Consider the following 23,732-nt stretch of genomic DNA (forward strand, 5'->3'; position numbering starts at 1 on the left):
ATGAACACGGATGAGCTTCACTCGACTAAAGTTGAGTGAAGCTGAATGCGCGATTAAATTTCTGAAATATATAGGCTTTTGATGCGTCAATTTGTCGTCTGACTCGCTTTGATTTTATTTTGAATCTATTATACAAGTTTATAAAACTTGAATATAAAAATCATGATATAAAATGATGCTTTCCCGATGAGCGAGATTGAGATGTCAAACCACGTGCGACTGAAAAAACATCAAATGATGCTAATAATTGGCATTAGCATCTTTGGTGTCATTGGCCATTCCGATAATGCAACAGCAGCAGATTTCATTGAAACACAGAGTATGATGCGTCATGCGGCGGGTGGGCCGCCAGCTGTTCCTTCTCCTCTTGAGCTTCTGCTTGCAAAGCCAGCGATGCAGTTCCGACATGATGATCAACTGCCGATGACAACGGGCGTGGAAGGGGACGTCGCCAAAGCCAACCGCATGGTCAAGGTCATGGGCGGCTATAACGGTGATGGCAGCGTCAAAACCGGTGCTGCTCAGGCACGTTTGATGGCACCCGGTATCGTGGTTCTGGCTGGCATGCGTTACGATCAGGCAGATGATTACGACGATGCCGATGGCAACGAAGTCAAGTTCGGTTACAAGCGCGATACCGAGCAACTCGTTATTCAATGGATGCCAAATGCAGGTGGTAAACTGAAGCTGGTCGGCATTCGTGATGTCATCCAGGATGATATTCAGCCGCATCACGCGATGGATGTGCCAACCACCACCCGCTATGTCGGGAAGGCCAGTTTTGAACAGGCACTGGAAGGCGATGTACTCAAAGGCTTCGGACTGAATTTCGCATCAAAGAATGTCGAACGTGAGCCTGATAATTACACCAACCGCGATGACGGCAATCCCGGCAACAATATGCGAGCGCTTACCAAGCGACATATTCTGGAAGGTGACGCAAACGCAAAGCTGAATCTGGGGGGGTGGGCAACGACTGCCGCAGTGAGTGGTGGATGGGACAATCATGACGCCCGTCGGTATCAGGATTCTCAAGGCGGCATTATCAACGCAATCAAACTGCCAGACATCACCCGCACGATGTTTGGTTTGTCATTGGATAGCAAACGCAACTTCGAGAATGGCTTCAAATTGCAGGCCGGTGTTCGCTATGATTATATCCACGCAGACCCTGAGGCCGTGAATGAGACCGGTCAAGTTGTGAACCCTCCACCGGCGGCTCCGGCATTTAACATGTCACCTGCCGCACTCTATGGCCAATATTACGGCGCTAGCGGGGATTTTAAACGCGATGACCACAATATCTCAGCCCGTTTGCGAGTCAGCAAAGCTGCGATGGATAACAGATTCTCAGTCTTTGCAGATCTGAGCCGTAAAGTTCGCTCTCCGGATAACATTGAAGCCTACCATGCGGTCACGAACCCGACTGCGTCAGCTCGCTGGATTGGCAACCCTAATCTGGACCCGGAAGCGCATCATAAAGCCGAACTCGGTTTCATATGGACTGGTGCCAATTACAAAGGCTATGGCCAACTGAGCCCCAATGCTGAGGGTCCATTTGATGCGGACAATATGAAAGTCAGCCTCTCCGGGTATGTGGATGCGGTCGATAACTTTATTGCGTTTGATCGCGCGCATGGTCAAACCGGCATTCTGCAGAATGACAACGCACTTATCTATCGTAACATCGATGCGCTCTTCGCCGGCGTGAACTTCGAGGCTCGTTGGAATCTGACCAATAATTGGTCCACCGCAGTCAAAGCCGCCTATCTGTGGGGCAACAATGAAAGCGATAACCGAGCGCTCTATCAGATTGCACCTTTGGAAGCCAATTTCCTGATTGATTATCGTGACATGCTTGGTTCCGTCGGTACTTGGAATATCGGCGCAAAGCTGCGTGTGGTTGCAGATCAAAGCCGTGTTGATACCAACGTCACAACTGGCCTTGGAATGGATCAAAGCGAAGGCAAGGGCTTTGCCACAATTGACGCTTATGGCGGCATCCAGATTGGCAATCGCTGGTCGGTTACAGCAGGTGTGAACAATCTGCTCAACGCTGATTATCAGGAGCATATTACCGGTACGCACGTAGCTGCTGCCACCAAAACCAAGATCAATGCACCGGGCCGGAACTTCTTCCTGCGCTCGCAACTCAATTTTTAGAGCCTATCCCCGAAAAGTTGTTCGACTTTTCGGACAAGGATTGGCGTGAACAAGAACCCATCCCCGGAAAGCTGTTCGACTTTTCGGATAAGGATATGCGTCAAATAAACTCTAGGTATTCGCTATGCTTAATCGTCGTGACTTTCTTGCCTGGTCGGCTGTGGGCCTCAGCACCACTCTTACGGCTGGTGCAGTCAACTCACTCTTTCCTGCTCCAGCCATCGCACAAGGCTTGGACAGTCTGACCATCTATGGTCCTCCAGCCGGACCGTCCATTGCTCTGGCCCATTTGGTCCAGTCTGGGGCTCTGAAAGACCATGCCCAAAAGGTGAAGTTCGAGCTATGGCGCAATCCTGATCAACTGCGGGCGGGGGTGCTGTCTGGAAAAATGCAGATTACTGGTACGCCAAGCTATGTGGCGGCCAACCTCTATAACCGTGGTGTCGATGTCCATATGGGCAGCATCGTGACATGGGGCTTGCTCTACTTGATGTCTCGCGAAGGCAAGGTCTCTTCTATCAAGGACCTTCAAGGTAAGACGATCCTCATGCCATTTAAAAATGATATGCCGGATCTGGTCTTCCGTGCCATGGCGGCAAAAGTTGGTATGAAAGCAGGTCGCGATTTCAAACTGCAATATACCAGCACGCCGCCTCAAGCCATGAAAATGCTCATTGCTGGCAAAGCCGAAATGGCGGTGCTGCCAGAACCTGCTGCAACTGCATCCCAGATGATGGGCATGAAAAGCGGTGTTGGTATCACCCGTGCATTGGATATGCAGAAAGAGTGGGGTGGTACCATCGGTGGCGGATCGAAGATTCCACAGGCGGGTATGATGATTTCTGGTAAGCTTGCCAAAGAACGCCCAGAGCTTGTTGATGCCTTCAATAAAGCTATGGTCACATCCGGTCGTTGGACATGCAATAATCCCGCAAGTGCCGCTAAAATTGGCGCAACCTATCTTGGCCTGAAAGCACCAATTATCGAGCGAGCCATTCCATTCAGCAACATTGATGTGAAATCAGGCAAGGCATCTCGTTCAGAGCTGGAGCGTTTCTATAACGTGCTCAAAGGCATGTCTCCAGCCATCATCGGTGGTAAGCTGCCTAGTGAGAATTTCTACCTATAGAATACCTCTTTGCAAGAGTTGGCACTTTGAGAGCATATTCTTTGCCCCCTGACATCGAGTTATGTCAGGGGGTGTTTTTATGGCAAGATGGAATTCCTGAATTGTGCTTCCCTTTTCTGGAATAGGGTTATTCCCAGCTATGAAGTTTTGTAGAAGTTAGTTGCCTGAGATGACTTTCCTGCAACCAATTGCTGCGCTGCATCAATGCCAATTTAAGACTTTAGTGCACAAGTGCTGGATTAAATTAAATTATATAATACAAATGGTTAAATGAAAAATTATTTCTACTAATTTTTTAGTTTGACAATTTTAGTTGGTTGCCGGAACAATAGCCGGACCAGATTTTGATAGAAATCGCATGTATCTATAAAACTACTTTGGGAGGAGTAACATATGCGGAAAATTCTGCTATCGGCAGTCGCCATCTCTGCAATGATTGCCTCATCATCTGCTGTTCTGGCAGATAGTGCGGCAGCCAAGAAATGGGTCGATTCCGAATTCCAGCCATCTGTTCTGTCAAAAGACGATCAGATGAAGGAAATGGACTGGTTCATCAATGCAGCCGAGCCTTTCAAAGGCATGGAAATCAACGTGCTGTCTGAAGGCATCCCGACCCATTCCTACGAATCTGAAGTTCTGACCAAAGCCTTCTTCGAGATCACAGGCATCAAGGTCAATCACCAGATTCTTGGTGAGGGTGAAGTGGTTCAGGCCGTTCAGACCCAAATGCAGACCAAGCGCAATCTCTATGATGCCTATGTCAATGACTCTGATTTGATTGGTACTCACTCACGCTTGCAGCTGGCTTACAACCTGACCGACTGGATGGCAGGTGAGGGCAAGGCCGTAACCAACCCTGGCCTCGATTTGGGCGACTTCATGGGTACCCAGTTCACCACTGGCCCTGATGGCGATTTGTACCAGCTGCCAGATCAGCAATTTGCGAACCTCTACTGGTTCCGTAAAGACTGGTTCGACCGCCCTGATCTGCAAGAAAAATTCAAAGCAAAATATGGCTATGACCTAGGTGTTCCTGTCAATTGGTCTGCTTACGAAGATATCGCTGAATTCTTCTCCAAGGATGTGAAGGAAATTGACGGTACCGCAATTTATGGTCACATGGATTACGGCAAGCGCGCTCCTGACCTTGGTTGGCGTATGACTGATGCCTGGCTGTCCATGGCCGGTGCTGGTTCCAAAGGTGAGCCAAACGGTGTTCCAATCGATGAATGGGGCATCCGTATGGAAAAAGGCTCCTGTAATCCAGCTGGTGCATCTGTCACCCGCGGCGGTGCTGCCAACGGCCCAGCGGCTGTTTACGCGATCCGTAAATGGGATGAATGGCTGCGTAACTATGCCCCTCCAGGTGCTGCTTCCTATGACTTTTACCAGTCTTTGCCTGCACTTAGCCAAGGCAACGTAGCTCAGCAGATCTTCTGGTACACTGCCTTTACCGCTGATATGGTGAAGCCGAAGTCAGAAGGCAACAACACTGTTGACGATGCAGGCAAGCCACTATGGCGCATGGCTCCATCACCACATGGTCCATATTGGGAAGAAGGCCAGAAAGTTGGCTATCAGGACGTGGGTTCCTGGACTATCCTGAAATCCACTCCGGTTGATCGCGCCAAAGCGGCTTGGCTCTATGCTCAGTTCGTGGTCTCCAAGACCGTTGACGTGAAAAAATCCCATGTTGGTCTGACCTTCATTCGTGACAGCTCTGTAAATCATGAGAGCTTCACCGAGCGTGCAGGCAAACTTGGTGGTCTGGTCGAGTTCTACCGCTCTCCTGATCGTGTTGCATGGTCCCCAACAGGCATCAACGTGCCTGATTATCCAAAGTTGGCTCAGTTGTGGTGGCAGCAAATCGGTGACGTGAACTCCGGAGCCTTCACCCCTCAGGAAGCTATGGATCGTCTTGCATCCGAGATGGACACCATCATGGCTCGTATGGAGCGCGCGGATAAAGGTGCCAACGTTTATGGCGGCTGTGGTCCACGCCTCAACGAAGAGAAAGACGCCGAATGGTGGTTCAAAAACGGTGGTGCCAAGCCAAAGCTTGCCAACGAAAAGCCACAGGGTCAGACCGTCAATTATGACGAACTGGTCGCACGTTGGGCCAAGAACTAATCCTGACGGAATGACAAGAACAGGTCGGGGCTTCTAGCCCCGCCCAGGGCCGGGAGTGCTGAGCTTGGCACTCCTATCCTCCAGCCCTGCACTGGACCGAGCGCTGAAACTCCCCAAACGTTCAGTTGCTCGGCCTTAGTGCGTAAAGCCGCACCATGAACTGACCATGCGTGTATTAGCTGGAGAGCGGGATATCTGGAACTGGCCACTTTCAGAAGTGAGGCAGATAAGACAGAACCCGATAGACAGGGCAAGGTAACTTCGAAATGACATTAGAACTCAAGGGCATCACGAAGCGAGTTGATGGCCGCCTCCATATTAAAGAGACATCTCTACGCCTTGAGCCAGGGCATTTCAATGTTCTGCTCGGCGAAACCGGGGCAGGCAAGACATCGCTGATCAAATTGATGGCAGGTCTTGATCGCTGTGCGTCCGGCTCCATCCTGATGGAGGGGGTGGATGTGACAAAACAGAATACCCAGCAACGCAATATCTCGCTGGTGCATCAGTTCTTCGTCAACTATCCCCATATGAGCGTTTTTGACAATATCGCATCCCCTTTGAAAGTTGCGGGTATGGCGAAATCCGAGATTGAGGGACGGGTAGAGGAAGCGGCAGACTTGTTGCAGCTACGTCCAATGCTGCATCGTCGCCCGCATGAGCTATCAGGTGGCCAGCAGCAGCGTACTGCGTTGGCCCGCGCCATTGCCAAGGAAAGCAATGCAGTTTTCCTTGATGAGCCTTTGGCCAACCTTGATTACAAATTACGCGAGGAACTGCGCGCACAATTGCCTGAATTGTTTGCTGGTCGCGGGGCTGTGGTCGTATATGCAACATCCGAACCCGAGGAGGCGTTGCTTCTTGGAGGGCAAACGGCCTTGATGCAGGACGGCAATGTAACCCAGTTCGGCAAAACTGCGGACATCTATCGCAATCCAGCAGATCTTGTTTCTGCAAGTGTATTTTCTGATCCTCCAATCAATTCAGCTCGGGTTACCAAGAAAGGCGATGAAATTCGCCTTGATGCCCATGTGAAGTGGACTGCAACTGGTGAAGCTTCTGGGCTCGCTGATGGAGAGTATGATGTTGCAGTTCGTCCCCACTATGTCAGCCCGGTACGCATTGCAGACCGTCATGTTCCCATGACCGGAACAGTTCAGGTGACCGAACTGACTGGTTCAGAATCCAGTGCTCACTTCAAATTGGGTGATCAGAGCTGGGTTTCTCTTTCACAAGGGGTCCATCCCTATCAGGTAGGAGAGGACCATGAGTTTTTCATGGATCCAGATCACTGCTTCTACTTCCTCCCCAATGGCCAACGGGCACGATAGGAAGGACCAAACGAATGGCAAAAATTACTCTTTCGAACCTGCGTCACTCCTATTATCCCAATCCATCAAAGCCGGATGATTACGCGCTTAAGCATCTCGATCTGTCTTGGGAAGATGGTGGTGCTTATGCGCTGTTGGGCCCTTCGGGCTGTGGCAAGTCTACCCTTCTTAACATTATTTCCGGCCTGCTCGTGCCATCTGAGGGGAAAATTCTCTTTGATGATAAGGATGTTACGCATCTAAAGCCGGCCGAACGCAATATCGCTCAGGTTTTCCAGTTCCCGGTCATCTATGACACCATGACTGTGTTCGACAATCTGGCTTTCCCGCTTCGCAACCGTCAGGTCGATGAAGCAACCGTGAAATCCCGCGTCGAAGCCATTGCCGATATGCTGGAAGTCACCGACATGTTGGGCACAAAGGCAGCTGGCCTGTCTCCTGACAACAAACAGAAAATCTCCATGGGCCGCGGTCTGGTGCGCGATGATATCAATGTTGTGATGTTTGACGAACCTCTGACCGTGATCGACCCACATCTGAAGTGGAAGTTGCGCTCCAAGCTCAAGGAGCTTCATCAGGAGCTTAAAGCCACCATGATCTATGTGACCCACGACCAGACAGAGGCATTGACCTTTGCCGATCAGGTAGTGGTGATGCAGGAAGGCGAGGTGGTGCAGATTGGCACTCCAGTCGAACTGTTCGAGCGCCCAACCCACACCTTCGTTGGCCACTTCATCGGATCCCCGGGCATGAATATTCTTCCATGTGAAGTGTCTGGCGGCAAAGCCATGTTCAATGGCCAATCAATCACCTTGGAAGGCGAAATTGAAGCAGGCGAGGGCAAGAGCAACGAAATTGGTATTCGCCCTGAACATGTAACAATTGCCGACAACGGCTTGGAAGCGGTGGTGAGCAAAGTCTCCGATGTCGGTCGCCATAATGTGGTGGAAGCAATGGTCGGTGGAACCAAGGTTGCATCCATCACGGAAGAAAGTGCGCCCAATCTAGGCGAGAGCATCCATTTGCAATTCGATCCTGCCAAAACACGCCTCTATCGCGATGGCTGGATTGCAACCAAAAGTGCGGGAGCTTGATCATGAAAACCGAAAATCAAAAAGCCTGGTTTTTTGTGCTGCCTGTTTTGCTTCTGGTAGCCTTCAACGCCCTGATCCCGATGATGACCGTGGTCAATTATTCGGTTCAGGAAACCTTTGGCGATAACCTTTTCTTCTGGCAAGGATTGGACTGGTTCCAGCAGATCCTGAATTCAGAGCGCTTTCACAATGCTCTGGGCCGTCAATTCCTGTTCACCGGCCTGATCCTCGCGATTGAAATCCCACTGGGTATCGCGATTGCGCTGGCCATGCCACGCAAAGGCTTCTGGGTACCGGTTTGTCTTGTAACCATGGCACTACCTATGTTGATCCCTTGGAACGTGGTTGGTGCGATGTGGAACATCTTCACCTTGCCGGATATCGGTCTGCTGGGGTATTTCATGAACCACACACTGGGCATTGACTACAACATGACCCAGGATCCATTTGCGGCATGGGTGACCATCATCGTCATGGATGTGTGGCACTGGACGTCTCTTGTAGTGCTGCTGTCCTATGCAGGTCTTGTTTCCATCCCGGATGCCTTCTATCAGGCAGCGGAAGTGGATGGAGCATCCCGCTGGTCCATATTCCGCTACATCCAGCTGCCAAAAATGAAGCAGGTGCTGACCATCGCAATCCTTTTGCGCTTCATGGATAGTTTCAACATCTATACCGAGCCCTTCACTCTGACCGGTGGCGGACCGGGCAATTCAACCACCTTGCTTTCAATTGATCTGGTGAAGATTGCCCTCGGTCAGTTTGATCTGGGTCCGGCTGCCGCCATGTCACTCATCTATTTCGCAATCACCCTGCTGGTTTCATGGCTCTTCTATACGCTCATGAACCGCGATGTGCAGAAATAAGGAGAGGATAGGATTATGAAAAAACGCTATATTATTCCCATTGTCTATATCCTGTTCCTCATGCTGCCCATCTATTGGTTGGTAGCAATGAGCTTCAAGACAACGGGTGAAATTCTGGCTGGCTTCTCACTTTTTCCGCAGACCTTCACGCTGGAGAACTACAAAGTCATCTTCACCGATCCCACTTGGTATTGGGGTTATATCAACTCCATTCTCTATGTGGCCATCAATACCGTGATTTCCGTCGTCGTCGCTCTGCCAGCCGCTTATGCTTTCTCGCGCTATAAGTTTCTGGGTGACAAGCAGCTTTTCTTCTGGCTTCTGACCAACCGTATGGCACCAGCAGCTGTGTTTGCTCTGCCATTCTTCCAGCTCTATTCAGCAATCGGCTTGTTTGACACCCATTTGGCTGTGGCATTGGCTCATTGCCTGTTCAACATTCCGCTGGCGGTATGGATCTTGGAAGGCTTCATGGGGGGCGTGCCGAAAGAACTGGACGAAACAGCCTTTGTTGATGGCTATTCGTTCCCACGCTTCTTCGCGACTATCTTCCTGCCAACCATTTCCTCCGGTGTCGGTGTGGCTGCGTTCTTCTGCTTCATGTTCTCATGGGTCGAGCTGCTATTGGCAAAAACACTGACTGCGGTTGCTGCCAAGCCGATTGCAGCAACCATGACCAAGACGGCCTCAAGCGCTGGTTACGAGCTTGGTTTGTTGGCCGCAGCTGGCGCTCTGACCATCATTCCTGGCGCCATCGTCATCTATTTCGTCCGTAACTATATTGCTAAGGGCTTTGCCCTGGGGAGGGTATAATGCTTAGCTGGATGGCATGGACCTGGCCAACCGCATTGGTCTTCATCGGAATTTTCTCTGCAATGACGGTTTTGACAGTCTTGGAAATCCGTCACCCAGGTGGAGCAGAAAGACTGGGAGCCCTCGGGCTGGTAACCACACGAGGTGATCGTCTGTTCATCTCGCTCCTGGGCTCGGTTTACATCTTCCTTGCCTGGCTTGGTCTGTTTGGTATGCCGCTTTGGATCCCTCTGGGGTTGGCAATCTGTTGGGGGATTTTCTGCTTCTGGAAAGTTTGAAATGATCTGAAAATACCACACATTAGTGGCGAAATCCGGCCGAGCAGGGTGCTTGGTCGGGTTTTGAGAGAAAAGACTTGGATCTGCGAAAGTTTTAGTATTTACTGTCCTTTCATGCATTGCTTGTCTGCCAGCGGGAATTTTTATGCGCAAAAAAAAGAAAAGCGAATTTCTTACCGAAGTCGAGTTGGAATTCATGACCCGACTATGGGAGCTGGGTGAGGGGACTGTGCGTGATGTCATGGCTAAATTGGCGCCGGAGCGCGATCTGGCCTACACGTCCGCAGCAACGATCATGAGGATTCTGGAGCAGAAGAGTTTTGTCAGCAGCAGAAAAGAGGGCAAGACGCATGTCTATAATGCCCTGCTGACAAAGGATGCGTACCAGACACGGTTCTTGAAGGATGTCTCAGCAAAGCTGTTTGACAATACGCCTGCAGCGCTGGTGGCTCGATTGGTCGACGATGAAGACCTGTCCGAGGAAGCGCTGAACGAGATCCGTACTCTGTTGGAGAGGAGGGTGAAAAATGCCAACGATAGGAACAATATTTGATGTTTATCTGAACATTAATATTCTGTTGCTTGTCACAATAGGGGTTTGGGCGATTACGCGCCTGGCTATGCAAGGGATGGGGATGTCCTTTGCCTATGGCTTGAAACTCCGATTGATCAAATCACTGGTTCTCACCTGCTTCATCGCCCCTGTCTTGGTCGTGCTCTATGATGTCTATGTGAGGCAAAATGGTGTTGCGACGAGCTATTCTCTATCTATTTCCGATCTGATTGTCTCTCAATATCTGCAAGGCAGTTTTGATATGAAGGCCGCTGATCTGGAGGTGTTTCTTGCTCTGCGTACACGATTGACCGAGGATGTTTTGGCCGCCGATAGCATGTTCGCCTTGGCTCTTTTGACTGCGCTGGCAACCGGTCTCACAGTTGGAGCCATTCGTCTTGCTGTCAGCATGGTGAAACTCGCCAATATTTTGTCGAAATGCTTCGAATGGCGTCAGTTCGGCTCTCTTCATCTGCTGCTGTCTGACAGCGTTACAACACCATTCTCTACGCGCGGTTTGATCAAGCGCTATGTCATCCTGCCCACCAGCATGTTGGAAAATGGCAAGGATCTGCAAATTGCTCTTGGTCATGAGCTTCAGCATATTCGTCAAAGAGACACCGAATGGGAAATTGCGCTGGAATTCATGCGTCCATTCTTTTTCTGGAACCCGGCTTTTCTGGTCCTCAAGCGCCAGATCGAGCGCTTGCGCGAGCTAAGCTGTGACCAGCAAGTGATTGTACGCCGGAATATCAGCGTGCAGGACTATTGCGAATGCCTGCTGCGGACCTGCGAAACTGGCCTGAAAAAACGTGAACTCTTCCTAGGTGCCATGCCAAGGGTCGCATTCGTTCAACTGGATAAATCACCGATTGGCAGCAACTCAGCAAAGTTCCTGCACCATCGTTTGGTCTCTCTCCTGGAGGGTGAGAAGCATCAGCGCCATGCCTTAACGTTGTTGGCTTTCATGGTGCCAGTTCTGAGCCTGGTGGGGCTTGCATCCATCCTGATGCAAAAACCCAATGACTGGAGTCATGAACGCATCATGTTCTCAACGGTCCTCAATCTGGACCGTTTGGCCGAAAGAAGTCAGCGATAAATAGTGTAGCTTAAAAGGCTCAATCAGGACGTCTGATATTGGGTAGGGCGCGCAATTGATCTGCAGTTGCAGCAAGCTCTTGATCGCTATTCTCTTTACCGGTGATCTTATGCAAAAGATATTGCCAGTGTGCGCCTGACAATTGCGGCAGAGCCCTGCCATTGTCACGATGGCTTTTCCAAATTGTCGAAGAAATCTGACTGACGATAGCTTTGCGCGCTTCAGCCGATATGTCTTGCTTCAAAAATGGCAACAGAGAGAAGAAGCGGTCGTGATGCTGCTGCATGACATTGGCGGATAAGTTGCTGTCATCAGCCGGTCTTAGAAAATAGACATAATCCTCAATATAGGCGATTTGCTCTGCTTTGGCGCTCAGACGAAGCGGCAAGGATTGATCCTGAATGAAGACGCTCTCATCAGCCCCACCAGCTTCCAGCCAAAGCGTGCGCTCCGCCAGAATGCCCATGCGCACGATTTTTTTCCTGGCAGCGAAGGCCAGAGGATCGGCAGGTCGCTGAACATTCGCATCATAAGGGATCTCAACCACATCCAGGCTGCGCTTTGATTTGCCAAATACCAGCTGAGCTTCATTGGTCAAACACTCATTCAGCATGACTTGAGCTGCATTAACCGGCAGAATGTCGTCAGCATCCAAAGCCAACACCCAGTTGCCTTTTGCTGCTTTTGCAGCTTGATTGAAGCGGATGGCGGGTCCCATGTTCTTGCCATCGGAGATGACAGTCACCCGGCTATCTTGTTCAGCTTCTTTTTGCAGGAATTCAAGAGATCCATCCGTGGACTTGTCATCGACAAAGACGAACTCTAATTCGTTGACGGAAAAGCCGCGCTGGGTTCTCAAACATGCCAGCGTCTCGGCAAGAACATCGGCTTTGTTGTAAACAGCGCTGATGAAGCTAAGAATTGGTTTCGCCATCGAATATCCTGCCCAACTAATGGAAATCCAAATACATTTTATAGATCATTCCGATATGGACCAACTCTTATCGAATGTTTGAAGAGGAGACAATCGCAGTGTTCACCGTGCATCGTCTATCTGGTTTTCACTGGACAAACCACCGCAAGTCTTGCGTGTTCAAACGTTACTTTTTCGTCTCACCAAACCAGCGTTTGAACCAGCCTTTCAGGCCCTTCTCAACATTTTGCGCTTTTTCCTGCGCAGCCGAGTGGGTTTCCTCGGCATAGCGGCTTACATTGTCTGCGGTCTCTTCAATGCTCTCCAAAACAGGGTCTACCTGACGTTCCTTGATGGTCGCCATAAGGCGATAGACGCCATAGAAGATGGCACCTAGGAGCAAGAAGAAGATTGTATTGAACCACGGGAAGAGGAACTCATTCGGACCCGACACCTGTTTGATGCTAACGGCATTTGGGAAAATTGTGAAAAGCTTGATGCGCCAGCCATAATGCCTTACCGCAACCCAGACATCGTCTTGTTTGGCAAGTGATTGGGCTTGTGCGGTCACTGTCCCGCTGTCGAACTTGAAGTAAGGCGGCCAGCTCCAGTCGGTATCCTCATTGCGATAGACAAAGGGTTTTCCATCCGGGAAGGTAACATTGATGAAGCGAACATCGCGAGTGGATTCTTTATTGGTGCCAGCATCTGGTGATGCCCAAAAAATAGAATTTCCGATATCCATCCGTTTGACGTCTGTTCCAACGATCTGAACGATATCGCGAGAGGGCAGGGTATAGTGAAGAAACAATCCCAGCATCACCGCAATCAGGATGCCCACCACCCATTTAAAAATGACCATGATTTTTCCTATTGCTCCATCGATGCTGGTCCCCACGGACCTTGCCAGATTGCTGGTTCTATCTCAGGCTCATTTTCTTCCATAGCGGGCTCAGGACCAAAGAGCTGCATGCGTGCTCCGCTCTTGTCCAAAATATATTCCTCTTCAAGGAACCGAGCCACATAGCTCTTCTTGGCATCACTCCATGAGCGATAGGCAGAATAGAATGCATCCTTGTGGCAAATGAACAATTGGCGGAAATCCAAAGGTGTCAGCTGCGATAACAGCATATTGACCAATCGCTTGTTGGCATGGTTTTTGGACCGCAACAGATAAAAATAAGCAGGATCATGTGGCTTCAGATCAAAATGCTGCTGCCCGGCAATGATACTTTTCATCAGTTTCTCAAGGGAATGATATGCTTCTGGCAGATCCTGACGATGCTTGCGCCGCAGATCTCGCAAATCACGACGCGAGACGTTGGATAGATCTTCGTCATTGCTTGCAGCAGCATCAATGACCAGAAAATCCATCTTCTGTTGCAAGACGGCCAGACTGTTGGTCATTAATGTTGTGTTGGTGATCTGCTCCACCAGGTCATTGATTTTTAGAAATGCAGCAATCTCGTAATGATTGTCGAGGGAGCAATTATATTCAAGCGACAAGTCGGTCAGATCATGAGCGCCATTGACGTTGATGATGCCGGGTTCCTGTACATCACGGAATAAATAGATACCGCCGAAATGGCTGGTATAGAAACTCTTCTGCTCAAAAGTCTGTCTGGCCAGATGGATCGGATCACGAAGGATATTGCCGGTGCGTTTGGAGAGTTCGATCATCTCTGCGATCAGAACATCATCCCACCAGCCATCCTTGTGCTTCATGAATTGCTCGATCTTCTCGGACAACTCCTCGCTGGCTTCCACGTCCGAACCAATTGTGTCTGCTTCGACTTCAATGGTGCGAATGGTGAAGAGATCGGACGGGCTGTCGACGGAATAGACTGAATTGATCAATTCCCCGACCACCGCGTCCCGTGCAGTCAGAACAAACAATTGCTCTTCATTCTGTTCGATATAGCTGCGCAGAATATCCTGCGACATGGAAAGGCGGACATTCAATAGCGGGCATTTTTTCTGGTCAATGGATAGCAGGATGAATTTGCGATTGAAACCATCGGGGTTGAGATAGAATTCGTCATTGAACTCATCCCCGATCTCGGGTGAGTAGCCCGAGATATCAATATGAAATTCTTCCAACTCGGTACGTTTGCCAGTCAGATGTTCCAGCGCACGATTATAGCGCGCCACCAGAGCAGGTGCTCTGACCTCAAAGAGGTTGCCAAACATCAGACCGCGTGTGACCAGTCGCATCATGGGGTGTTCGTCTCCACATAACGGCGTTTTGCTTCTGCCATGCGCTGCATATCGCGTACGGCGTCTTCAATGGCCACTTCATCGGATTTGTCAGCATAACGGAATTCACTATCCGCGTAGCGGTTGATTTCCTGCAAGGCCATGTCGACAGTAATGGGCTGAGCCAGTTCCGCAATCATGTTTTTCTTGGTGTCATAATCTTTGGAGAGGAACAAATCCGGCTGTTCCATCCATTCATCTGGCAGCTCAAAGTCCATGGCGCGAACCTTGATGGCGTCGGTGATGTTCTTGATGGCACGACCTGTAAAGCGCTCATCAGCCTGCTGGATGGCTTTCAGATAATGGCCAAGCTTGGCGATGTTGGTTAGTTCCCCGATATCGGACTGAACCCGATCAAAGACATTGAGCAACTGCGCTTCTTGCGGCTTGGAATGCTGATCATAGGAAGCGGCAACCGCTTTCTTGATTTCCTGTGCGGAATAAAGCTCGTGATCACCGAGAGGGATATTGTGGTTCTTGCCCATCAGAAGATGGAGAATATCGATATAATCCTCACGGGTTTGCGGGCCATCCACCAGAAAACGTGCACCGGCACGCTGACGTAGGGCATCATCGACATTTTCCGGATAGTTGGAAAACATGCCAAAGGTGCAATTGCCACGTACCAAGGTATTGGCACCAGCAAAGCTTTCCATCAAAACGGCGGTCACTTCCAGTTGACCAGCAGAGGATTGTCGATCTCCGCGCTTGCCAGCCAACTGGTCAATATCATCGACTGTGCCAAAGCCGATGATATTGGGATCAATGATGTTGCGAATGAAGGCCTTGGCATTTTGTGCCGACTTGCCCTGATAGCTATCGATACTGTCAGTCGATAGGTTCTGATAGCGAAAAGCGTAACCGGCATTGTCGCAATAATCACTGATCAGTCCGGCCATCATCTGAATGAGCGTGGTTTTACCAGTGCCTGGCTTTCCATCCCCCATGAACGTGAAAATGAAACCACCAAGCTCGGCAAACGGATTAAGCTTGCGATCAAAATCATAGGCCATCAGCATCTTGGACAATTTCATGGCCTGATATTTGGCAATATGGTTGCCGACCACCTCGTTAGGTTTCTTGAAGGACATGACCAGCGTTGAGGACCGCTTGCTAGACGAGGGGACGAAGCCATTAATCTCGAATTCGTCTTCTTCTACTCGATAGCTGAAATTGGTGAAAGGAGCTACATGGGTATTGGCTTCTGCCCGCCGTGCAACTTTCTCCATCAGCTTTTCGCAGAAGCTTTTCAACACGGCAATCAATTGCTCATCAGATTTGGCAAATTGTGCCAGCTTCTGATCCAACTCCCAAAGGGTGCCATGCAGAGCCAGTTGCGGATTATCGAGAACAATCTCTTCCACTTCACCGATATCGGTTTCCGTCTCATTGTCCATGGAAGCGATATTGGAGATCAAAAAGTCGCTCATATTGGCAAAAACATGCAACGAGATCAGAGAGGCGGCTCCGAGCAAATCTTCAAAGCGCCTCTTTTGACTGGCAGCGAGGGCCCCGGCCAAGTTTTCCCGCATCAAATCGGATAAACCGGTCTGATCTGCAAATTGGTCGGAGACGGCTTGCGCGACGGAAAGAGCACGCCGCATGGATTTCATGACGGTAGCCTGAACCGGACTGGTCAGCGGATCATCTTCATCACATTGGGTGATGCGAGTGCTAAGCTGGACACCTTCCGGCCTTGCGGTTGGGCGGGTGACAAAACCAGGTGTGGTGGAACGGAAACGACGTCTTGTTCCAATACCAGCAGAACGCTCGATCTTGGCAGGCTGCTCTACAGGTTTGGCAACGCGTGGAGTATGGTCAAAGCCGGCCAGCATGGTCTCTGACGCGGTATATTTCTCGCGAACCAGCTCTTCTTTCAGTTCCATCAAATCATTAGAAAAAGTCAAAATAATACCTATCGATAGCTTAAAACACGGCCATGAGGGCTGACGACATATTTGCGAATGTTGGTAAAGCCAGGCGGGTTCATCTCTTCCAAAATCTGGTAAGCGCGCTGTGGCAAAATAAGGGATCGCTGATGCGCAGTTGCACCACTCAGGCCTCCATGTGGTAGCTTCATCAACGGATCAAGTTGATAGATCTGCCGTTCGACCTGTTTGAAAAATCCTGTTCTCTGCATTTCGGTGCGCGAGGCAATGAGTGTTTCGACACTCCATGCCAAGGCCCAATCCCACTCAGGTTTGCGGCTGGCCTCTGACAATACATCCCGTAAAGGCCCGCTTTGCTGAGTGAAACTATGGCTGTACATCGGTCCGACAAAGATCCGGCGCAGCTTCTTGGGATGCAGGTCATCAAAATCCTGATCAAATCCTCGCGCAATGGTCACCAACTCAAGAAGAGCAGAAGATTGTGCCATCAAATGGGTTTGAACCTGTGGCCAGCGCTCGCCATCACGGGGTAGGGCACGATAGCCGCTATCCTCAACATCCATCAGATAGATGACCGGGATATTGAGCTGGCTGTCATAGACTGCCCAGTGAATGTGATATTTGCGGCGTCCTGACGAAAGATCTCCATCCCAACTGCATTGCGGGTCATTTTGAGCCCAAAAGAGGTTCTGATCAACAAGGCATTGGTAATAGAGGCGCTGCGAGGCTGCGAACTGCAATTGCAGAGGAATCTCATGCTCATTGAGGATATGTTGCACCATTTCCTGTTTGAGCTGCTTGAGGCTGGGCAGAGATTGCAGATGGCGGTTTGCCTGAATGGCGTCATTGGCCATTTGCAGCAATTCAGGAAAGATTGGAAAGCCGCTCTCCTGCCGGTCAATATTGAGAACATTTGCCATCAAGTTCGAGACACGGCCAGCAAGCAAATGCTTGTAGGAAAGCGCCGTGAATGTCGCCGACAGGCTGCTCAAATAATCCTGCAGGATAGGAACTTCGGTATCCAGCACAATTTTGTTTGACGTGGTATTCTCGGCCACCTTTGTCAGGTGGCCGATGATTTGGTCAAACTTGGCAAAATAGCGCCGGGTCTCATAGGCATCCTCAAGGGGTAAGTGATCTTTGGTCAGATCTACCATTCAGACCTCAGGCTCCGTAAGCGTTCTTGTCGTGCTTTTCGACGATCTTCTCGAAGCGGCGGGCAAATCTCTCATCAGACTTGGCCTTCTCTTCCAGAACCTTGCGTGCAAACACCATATGGTCTTCGTGCTTTTCCATCATTTCGGCCATACGCTGATTGGTCGCCGATCCAATGGCTGCCATCGCTGCCTGCGCTTCCTGATCGGTTGCAACTCCAATCTCATTGATACGGTGAGCTACATCTTGTTGCTGTGCAGTCTTCAGAGATTTGCTCAAGGCATCATAGAGAACAACGCGTTGTTTGGTGTCTGTCTGAAGCTTGTTGATGAGAACCATCTGGGTAGCGGCCTGGTTTTGCAGACTATCGACCCAGGTTTTACCCTTCTCAATATAGCGCTCCAGAGTCTGGCTTTCGGCTACTTTGACCTGCTCCTCCTGTACGAGCGCGTTATATTCGGTATTAAGAGCAGCCAACTCTGTTTCCAGCTTGGTGCGGGCTGCGGCATCGGTCTCGACGGAAATCTTGTTTTCCAAAGCGATGATCTTAGGATCGATATCAAGAATTTTCGCCTTGATGTCTTCCAATGTAGCAACAGTTGCTTCGCGATCAACGAGTGTGCTCTCCAGGTTCTTCTCGACCCGCTCGGCATGTTCGTTCAGCGTATTTAACTGATCTTGCAGCAGATTGGTAATGACATCTGATTTGGAAATCAGGTCCTGAAGCTTGTCTTCAATGGATGCAGTGCGCATACGTTCCTGACGTAAGCTATCGGCACGCTGTTTGGAGAAGAAGCCGATGAAGCTCTCCCAGCCGGAATAGGAGCGCATGGCGTCGAAATCTTTGGAGAAACCCGCCGTTACATCATCAAGACCCATGATCAGCTCAGCAATATTGGCGCTCATCAAATCGGTGTGGGCATTCACATCATCAAGGCTTGCATTTTCGATGTCGATAGAGAGCTCTTGTCCGGCTTCAAACTCGCTTCGCGCCTGTTCAATTTGATCGGTGAATTTGGAAAGCTTTTGTTGGGAAGTCGCAACTTCTTCTACTGCTTTTTTGATCTGGCTTTCTAGGGCAGACATTATTTCCCCTTTTTGAAAAGTGTATATTTAAATAGTAGGTACTAGGTGGCGGAAATCAACCACACGAATGTGATCAAACGTTGAAGCAACTCCTGATAATCACAGAAAATCAAGCATATAAGATCTAGAAAAGTCACTTATGGGCAAAAAGTCAACGCATTCTAAGTAGTTTCAATTAGCAAGGGTGGATGTGCTTGATCTGACAGTTTTGTTGAAGCTATGGATGAGCGGGTGGATCTGCAGAGTTGATTCTGCGAAAGCCAAAACAAGCAGCTGAAGAGTGGAAAAAATTGATTTGATCCGATCTTCACGTCTGATCCTGATTGAGGATTGGAAAGTTCTGCGATCTTTTCCTCTTTTGGAGGTCGGTCAGCCGGTCTGATGAAAACTTCATTGCCTCTCCACATTTGTTATGCAGACTGGGGGAATGATGAAGATAAGACAGTCTCTGGCAGGTAAGCTGTTTCTGGCGATGGCTGCCCTTTCCTCTGTGATCGTGGCATTGATGGCGGGTTTCATAGCTATCAATATTCGCTCTGGATTCTCGGACTATCTGCTTGAGATTGAGCTGGAACAATTTGACGATCTTGCTGGTGCATTAGCACTGCAATATGCCGGCTCGGGGGATAGTTGGAAGAGCTTTGCCTCCGATCCCCGACGATGGCATGATACGGTCAGATCGAATGTGAGCCGCCTTGGTCCACCTCGGGACGAAAGAGCAGGGCCTAGGCCACCGCGAGATGAGAGAGCAGGGTTTAGACCTCCTCCACCAGCGGGAATGCGTCCTCCCAGGCCAGAAGGAGGCGCTCGGCGACCATTTCCCCGTCATCCTGATCCGCGCCAGTTGGGAACAAGACTGGCGCTTTTGGATATCGATATAGATCGCGTTGCCGGAGCGAAGATCGCCTCTCGCAATTTTGTGACACAAGCCATTTTCGACGCGAGCGGGCGTGGGCAGATCATCGGCTATTTGGCCTTGGCCCAATCACGTGCTGCTGCAGATGGGCGGGATCAGTCCTTTGTCTTTGATCAGCTCAAAGCTCTTGGGTTAGCTGCGCTGCTGGCACTGGCCATCGCCGCTTTAAGTGCCTGGGTGCTGGCCCGCTATTTCCTTCATCCAATTCAGGAACTGATGCAGGGCACCATGCGTTTGGCCGCGGGGGAAAGTGGTGTTCGCACGCAAGCGCAACGCAGTGATGAAATCGGTACGCTCATTACGCGCTTTAATGAGATGGCAGAAAGTCTTGAGGTTGCAAAACAGACTGAGCGCCAATGGGTATCGGACGCATCGCACGAATTGAAAACACCATTGGCTGTCCTGCGTGGCAAAATTGAAGGCTTGCAGGATGGCATCTATAAACCTGACGAAGCATTCCTCAGTGATCTCCACACGTCCGTCATGCGCCTGACCACGTTGGTGAGTGATCTGAATATCCTTGCACAAAGCGGCGAGGCGAAGCTTTCATGCATATGGGCACCGGATGATCTGAGCGAAATCATCCGGGAGAGTTTGGAGAGGCAAGCTGATCGCTTGAACAAAGCTGGCCTTGAGTTTGATCTGAACCTGATCGAAGACGCGCCCATTGAATGTGATCGTGGGCGATTGCTGCAGCTTCTCGATAATCTGATCGAAAATTCGCGCCGTTATACGTCCTCGCCCGGCAAAATTGCCATCACCCTCGGTGAGTTAAATGATGGCTACCAAATCATAATTGCAGATACCGCGCCGTGCCCAACAGAACTGCAATTGCCAAAATTGTTTGAACGCTTCTATCGTACTGAGAGCTCTCGTAATCGCCAGCACGGTGGGTCAGGATTGGGGCTCGCTATTTGCAAAGCCATTGTTGACGCACATTCCGGTGATATTTCGGCAACGGCATCAAACCTTGGCGGATTGCAAGTGGGTATCAGCTTGCCAAAGCAACAGGAGGCTCAATCATGAACTCCAACGAAGAGCCGTTCATTGTTGTCGTTGAAGACGAACCTGCATTGGCTGAGATCGTAAAAGACTATCTGGTTCAGTCAGGTATGAATGTTGACCTTGTGGAGGAGGGCAGAGGTGCAACGGAGCACATTCTGCAATCTGATCCCGATCTGGTGATTTTGGATATCATGCTGCCGGGAAAAGATGGTCTGACCATCTGCCGTGAAGTGCGGGCTCAAAGTGATGTGCCCATCATATTGCAAACAGCAAAAGTCGAGGAAATTGATCGACTGCTAGGTTTGGAACTCGGAGCGGATGACTATATCTGCAAGCCTTTCTCTCCTCGCGAAATGGTTGCGCGTGTGAAAGCAATTTTGCGTCGCACCAAAAGGACAGTCGGCAATACTGCCCCAACGGATGCAGCTTCAGAAACATTGCTTACCATCGATGAAGAGCGTTGGACGGCGGACTATAATGGCCAACCGCTGAACCTCACGCGGCGGGAATTCCAGCTATTCAGCACGCTCTATAACCGGCCGGGCCGGGTTTTCTCCCGTGCTCAATTGCTGGAGCTTGCCTTTCCTGATGACAGCGAGGTGTTTGATCGGGTCATCGATAGTCATGTGAAAAATATTCGCCAGAAGGTGCGCAAGATTGATTCCGAGTGCGATATTATTCGTTCCGTCTATGGGGTCGGCTACAGTTTCGAGATGCTCTGAGCCTGGATCATAAAGTTACCCCGCTGTCTTCACGGCTTCTCCATATTTCCCACCTCATCTCTCCTTTTTTGAAAGCCATTCTTTCCTTACAACCCGCTTCATCACCAAAGGCTTGCGACACCTGGATGCAGCGGAGGAGACCAAGGAGAACGAACATGAAAGCTTTCCGACTGAAGTATCTGGCGGCTCGGCAGATAATCAAGGCCTCTGGCCTGATGGTTGCGACCAGCCTCCTGACACTGGCAGCCAACTCTGCTCAAGCACATAACAACCAGGTGACCATCAAGGATCAGGGTAACAAGCGTTGTATCCTGTCCAACGGTTTGCCCGACCACTCAACTGGTTCATTTCCAAATCGTGGAAATCCGCACACAATATCGGCACAATCCATCCGTTTATGCGTTAACAAGAATCCAAAGAAGCGCTCCCGTGCGACACCTATTCGCGGATCAATCGGCGTGGCTCTCAACGGGGTGCAGATCCGTCCTGGTACCGCTGACTATTACGATCCGAGTGGCCGCCGTGGCTTCAGTCGAAACCGCAGCTCTGGCTGGAATTTGGAAGGTATGGGAGCCCGCACCCAATTGGGCATGGATCGCAATAATGCCCATGTCGATCAACGTGGCCTCTATCACTATCATGGTCCGTCCAGAGCTCTTTCCAAGTCTGGAAAAGGCACTCTGATCGGATATGCGGCTGATGGCTTTGAAATTCACTATGTAGGTAAGCGGAAAACATCCAGTTACAAACTGAAGGGTGGCAAGCGCTCGTCTGGTCCGGGAGGGCGCCACGACGGTACATATGTGCAGGATTGGCAATATGTTGCGGGATCAGGCAATCTTGATCAGTGCAATGGTGGCACGCTGAACGGCAAGTTCGTCTATTTCGCGACCGACACCTATCCCTTCTTTCCCCGCTGCCTTTGGGGCAGTGCCAGCTCTGACTTCAAGGTTGGCCGAGGTCGCGGAAATCAACGAGGTCAAAGGCCTCAGTTCGGCCAAGGTGGTCAGCGTCCCAATAATGGCTTTTTGGGGCGATCCAATCAGGCAAATAATCAGAGTTTCGGTGGCCAGCGCCCACAAGGGCGTGGCATGGGGCAGGGACGTTTTGGTCCACCTCAGGAAGCCCTGCAGGCTTGCACGTCCAAAAACACTGGACAGCGTTGTGGCTTCAATGCACCGGGAGGGCGTCAGATCAGCGGAACATGTGGTGTAACGCCAGATCGGCAATTGGCTTGCATGCCACGTGGCGGTCGTCGCCCTTAGAAGCGATATTCTTACATATCCGGTAATTCGGATCTGGTCGGGCGCAATTTGTGTGCGGGGACGCTCGACAAGGAGTCTGCCGCCTCCTCTGGCCGAAAAACTGGATAGGACGGAGCGTCACCCCTGACGCTCCGTTTTTGCGTGTGAGCTATCAGGCGCAATCAAGTCTTGTTTGCTTGAGCGCAGCTTGAGCAATTTCCACGTCCTCATAATCCTTGGCACCGGAAACACCGATTGCTCCAATGCATACTCCATCAGCAAATAATGGAATGCCTCCTGGAAGCAGCATGATATCGGGTTGGTTGGAGAAGCCTGATTGAAGACTTGGTCGTTCCAGACTTCGTTCAAACAATTGTTGGGTCGCGGTGCGGAAATGGAGGGCGGTTGCTGCTTTTTGCTGACAAATCTGCTGAGCTGCTGGGATTGCATCATCATTGCGCAAGAAAACCAATAGCTCCCCTGATGTACCCAATATGGCCACGCAAATTCTGAGGTCTTTGCTTTGGGCAATCTCTGTTGCCGCTTTTGCAAGAGTGAGCGCCATGTCGCTATTCAGACTGGGGCGGTGAACTAGCATGATATAATCCTATTGTTTTTTCACTTAATGTAGGAAGAAGGTGCGTTCTCTCAGTCATCTTCCATTTTCAATAGGCCTGTATCTCGATAGGCGTCGGCTGCTTCGCGGATATAGTTGCCGGTCAACTCAGCATCAAACTGACTGGAGATTCGCTGTGATAAGGATAGAAGCTGATAATAGGTTGAGCGACCAGGGCGCAGGGCTTCATACATATCCAGAATTTCATCATCTGGAATATTCGTCATCTCAGCAGCTCGCAGCAGATTTTCGGCAACTTCAGTATAGCCTGCCTCTGTCGCGACTTGCGCTTGGGCTTCCAACGTGACTCTTTGAATGGCCAGATCATCCGGGCTGACTGTGCCGGCCAAAACATTGTCTAGCTCAATGTTTTCGAGCGTTTTACCGCTTCGAGATGGAATCTCAGAGCGATGATGTTTTCCGAACGGATAAGTCAGATTTTTTGTGGTTTTATCGTTTGTCATAGTCCCTCTC

Annotated in this window: 21 protein-coding genes; 13 read left to right on the forward strand and 8 right to left on the reverse strand. The window is 50.3% G+C overall.

Features of this window, described 5'->3' with window-relative positions:
- Nucleotides 1-234 precede the first annotated feature (234 nt).
- The 10 genes from CRO57_RS02720 (at nucleotide 235) to CRO57_RS02765 (ending at nucleotide 11,456) form a co-directional block, all read left to right on the forward strand.
- Nucleotides 235-2,163, forward strand: coding sequence for a TonB-dependent receptor domain-containing protein (locus CRO57_RS02720; protein ID WP_170955923.1), 1,929 nt, complete (start codon nucleotides 235-237; stop codon nucleotides 2,161-2,163).
- Between the two features lie 124 nt (nucleotides 2,164-2,287).
- Nucleotides 2,288-3,292, forward strand: a complete 1,005-nt coding sequence (locus CRO57_RS02725) for an ABC transporter substrate-binding protein (RefSeq protein ID WP_097151858.1) — start codon at nucleotides 2,288-2,290, stop codon at nucleotides 3,290-3,292.
- Between the two features lie 393 nt (nucleotides 3,293-3,685).
- On the forward strand, nucleotides 3,686-5,422 hold the full coding sequence (locus tag CRO57_RS02730) for an ABC transporter substrate-binding protein (protein ID WP_097151859.1): 1,737 nt from the start codon (nucleotides 3,686-3,688) through the stop codon (nucleotides 5,420-5,422).
- 266 nt (nucleotides 5,423-5,688) lie between these two features.
- Nucleotides 5,689-6,753 carry an ABC transporter ATP-binding protein gene (locus tag CRO57_RS02735; RefSeq protein WP_097151860.1) on the forward strand — a complete coding sequence of 355 codons (1,065 nt, stop codon included), beginning with the start codon at nucleotides 5,689-5,691 and terminating at the stop codon, nucleotides 6,751-6,753.
- A 14-nt stretch (nucleotides 6,754-6,767) separates the two neighbouring features.
- On the forward strand, nucleotides 6,768-7,847 hold the full coding sequence (locus CRO57_RS02740; RefSeq protein WP_097151861.1) for an ABC transporter ATP-binding protein: 1,080 nt from the start codon (nucleotides 6,768-6,770) through the stop codon (nucleotides 7,845-7,847).
- Between the two features lie 2 nt (nucleotides 7,848-7,849).
- Complete coding sequence (locus CRO57_RS02745; RefSeq protein ID WP_097151862.1) at nucleotides 7,850-8,713, forward strand: carbohydrate ABC transporter permease; 864 nt, start codon at nucleotides 7,850-7,852, stop codon at nucleotides 8,711-8,713.
- A gap of 15 nt (nucleotides 8,714-8,728) precedes the next feature.
- On the forward strand, nucleotides 8,729-9,526 hold the full coding sequence (locus CRO57_RS02750; protein WP_097151863.1) for a carbohydrate ABC transporter permease: 798 nt from the start codon (nucleotides 8,729-8,731) through the stop codon (nucleotides 9,524-9,526).
- A complete protein-coding gene (locus CRO57_RS02755) occupies nucleotides 9,526-9,804 on the forward strand; it encodes a DUF2160 domain-containing protein (protein WP_097151864.1) in 279 nt (92 codons plus the stop codon). Before CRO57_RS02750 ends, CRO57_RS02755 begins: the two co-directional genes overlap by 1 nt.
- Before the next feature lie 145 nt (nucleotides 9,805-9,949).
- Nucleotides 9,950-10,357, forward strand: coding sequence for a BlaI/MecI/CopY family transcriptional regulator (locus CRO57_RS02760; RefSeq protein ID WP_097151865.1), 408 nt, complete (start codon nucleotides 9,950-9,952; stop codon nucleotides 10,355-10,357).
- On the forward strand, nucleotides 10,332-11,456 hold the full coding sequence (locus tag CRO57_RS02765) for a M56 family metallopeptidase (protein ID WP_097151866.1): 1,125 nt from the start codon (nucleotides 10,332-10,334) through the stop codon (nucleotides 11,454-11,456). Before CRO57_RS02760 ends, CRO57_RS02765 begins: the two co-directional genes overlap by 26 nt.
- Nucleotides 11,457-11,475: 19 nt before the next feature.
- On the opposite strand, the gene CRO57_RS02770 is transcribed toward CRO57_RS02765, so the two are convergent.
- The 6 genes from CRO57_RS02770 to CRO57_RS02795 form a co-directional block, all read right to left on the reverse strand.
- Nucleotides 11,476-12,390: a glycosyltransferase family 2 protein gene (locus CRO57_RS02770; RefSeq protein ID WP_097151867.1), complete on the reverse strand. Its 915-nt coding sequence runs from the start codon at nucleotides 12,388-12,390 to the stop codon at nucleotides 11,476-11,478.
- A 166-nt stretch (nucleotides 12,391-12,556) separates the two neighbouring features.
- On the reverse strand, nucleotides 12,557-13,231 hold the full coding sequence (locus CRO57_RS02775) for a DUF1523 family protein (protein ID WP_097151868.1): 675 nt from the start codon (nucleotides 13,229-13,231) through the stop codon (nucleotides 12,557-12,559).
- 8 nt (nucleotides 13,232-13,239) lie between these two features.
- The gene (locus CRO57_RS02780) at nucleotides 13,240-14,586 is read right to left on the reverse strand and encodes a DUF6638 family protein (RefSeq protein WP_097151869.1); all 1,347 of its coding nucleotides are present in this window, start codon (nucleotides 14,584-14,586) and stop codon (nucleotides 13,240-13,242) included.
- A complete protein-coding gene (locus CRO57_RS02785; RefSeq protein ID WP_097151870.1) occupies nucleotides 14,583-16,532 on the reverse strand; it encodes an ATP-binding protein in 1,950 nt (649 codons plus the stop codon). Before CRO57_RS02785 ends, CRO57_RS02780 begins: the two co-directional genes overlap by 4 nt.
- Nucleotides 16,533-16,540: 8 nt before the next feature.
- Nucleotides 16,541-17,671: a hypothetical protein gene (locus tag CRO57_RS02790; protein ID WP_097151871.1), complete on the reverse strand. Its 1,131-nt coding sequence runs from the start codon at nucleotides 17,669-17,671 to the stop codon at nucleotides 16,541-16,543.
- A gap of 7 nt (nucleotides 17,672-17,678) precedes the next feature.
- The gene (locus CRO57_RS02795; RefSeq protein ID WP_097151872.1) at nucleotides 17,679-18,755 is read right to left on the reverse strand and encodes a coiled-coil domain-containing protein; all 1,077 of its coding nucleotides are present in this window, start codon (nucleotides 18,753-18,755) and stop codon (nucleotides 17,679-17,681) included.
- A gap of 427 nt (nucleotides 18,756-19,182) precedes the next feature.
- Between CRO57_RS02795 and CRO57_RS02800 the strand changes: the two genes are divergently transcribed.
- The 3 genes from CRO57_RS02800 to CRO57_RS02810 all read left to right on the forward strand — a co-directional run bounded on the left by CRO57_RS02800 (nucleotide 19,183) and on the right by CRO57_RS02810 (nucleotide 22,663).
- Nucleotides 19,183-20,697: an ATP-binding protein gene (locus tag CRO57_RS02800; RefSeq protein WP_170955924.1), complete on the forward strand. Its 1,515-nt coding sequence runs from the start codon at nucleotides 19,183-19,185 to the stop codon at nucleotides 20,695-20,697.
- Nucleotides 20,694-21,398: a response regulator gene (locus CRO57_RS02805; protein ID WP_097151874.1), complete on the forward strand. Its 705-nt coding sequence runs from the start codon at nucleotides 20,694-20,696 to the stop codon at nucleotides 21,396-21,398. Before CRO57_RS02800 ends, CRO57_RS02805 begins: the two co-directional genes overlap by 4 nt.
- A gap of 155 nt (nucleotides 21,399-21,553) precedes the next feature.
- On the forward strand, nucleotides 21,554-22,663 hold the full coding sequence (locus tag CRO57_RS02810) for a YHYH protein (RefSeq protein ID WP_210200735.1): 1,110 nt from the start codon (nucleotides 21,554-21,556) through the stop codon (nucleotides 22,661-22,663).
- A 151-nt stretch (nucleotides 22,664-22,814) separates the two neighbouring features.
- On the opposite strand, the gene CRO57_RS02815 is transcribed toward CRO57_RS02810, so the two are convergent.
- Together CRO57_RS02815 and CRO57_RS02820 are read right to left on the reverse strand one after the other, a co-directional pair.
- Nucleotides 22,815-23,240, reverse strand: coding sequence for a GlcG/HbpS family heme-binding protein (locus CRO57_RS02815; RefSeq protein ID WP_097151875.1), 426 nt, complete (start codon nucleotides 23,238-23,240; stop codon nucleotides 22,815-22,817).
- Between the two features lie 50 nt (nucleotides 23,241-23,290).
- Nucleotides 23,291-23,722, reverse strand: coding sequence for a diol dehydratase small subunit (locus tag CRO57_RS02820; protein ID WP_097151876.1), 432 nt, complete (start codon nucleotides 23,720-23,722; stop codon nucleotides 23,291-23,293).
- Nucleotides 23,723-23,732: the final 10 nt, after the last annotated feature.

The sequence above is a fragment of the Cohaesibacter gelatinilyticus genome, assembly GCF_900215605.1.
In the GTDB taxonomy this organism is placed as follows: Bacteria; Pseudomonadota; Alphaproteobacteria; order Rhizobiales; family Cohaesibacteraceae; genus Cohaesibacter; species Cohaesibacter gelatinilyticus.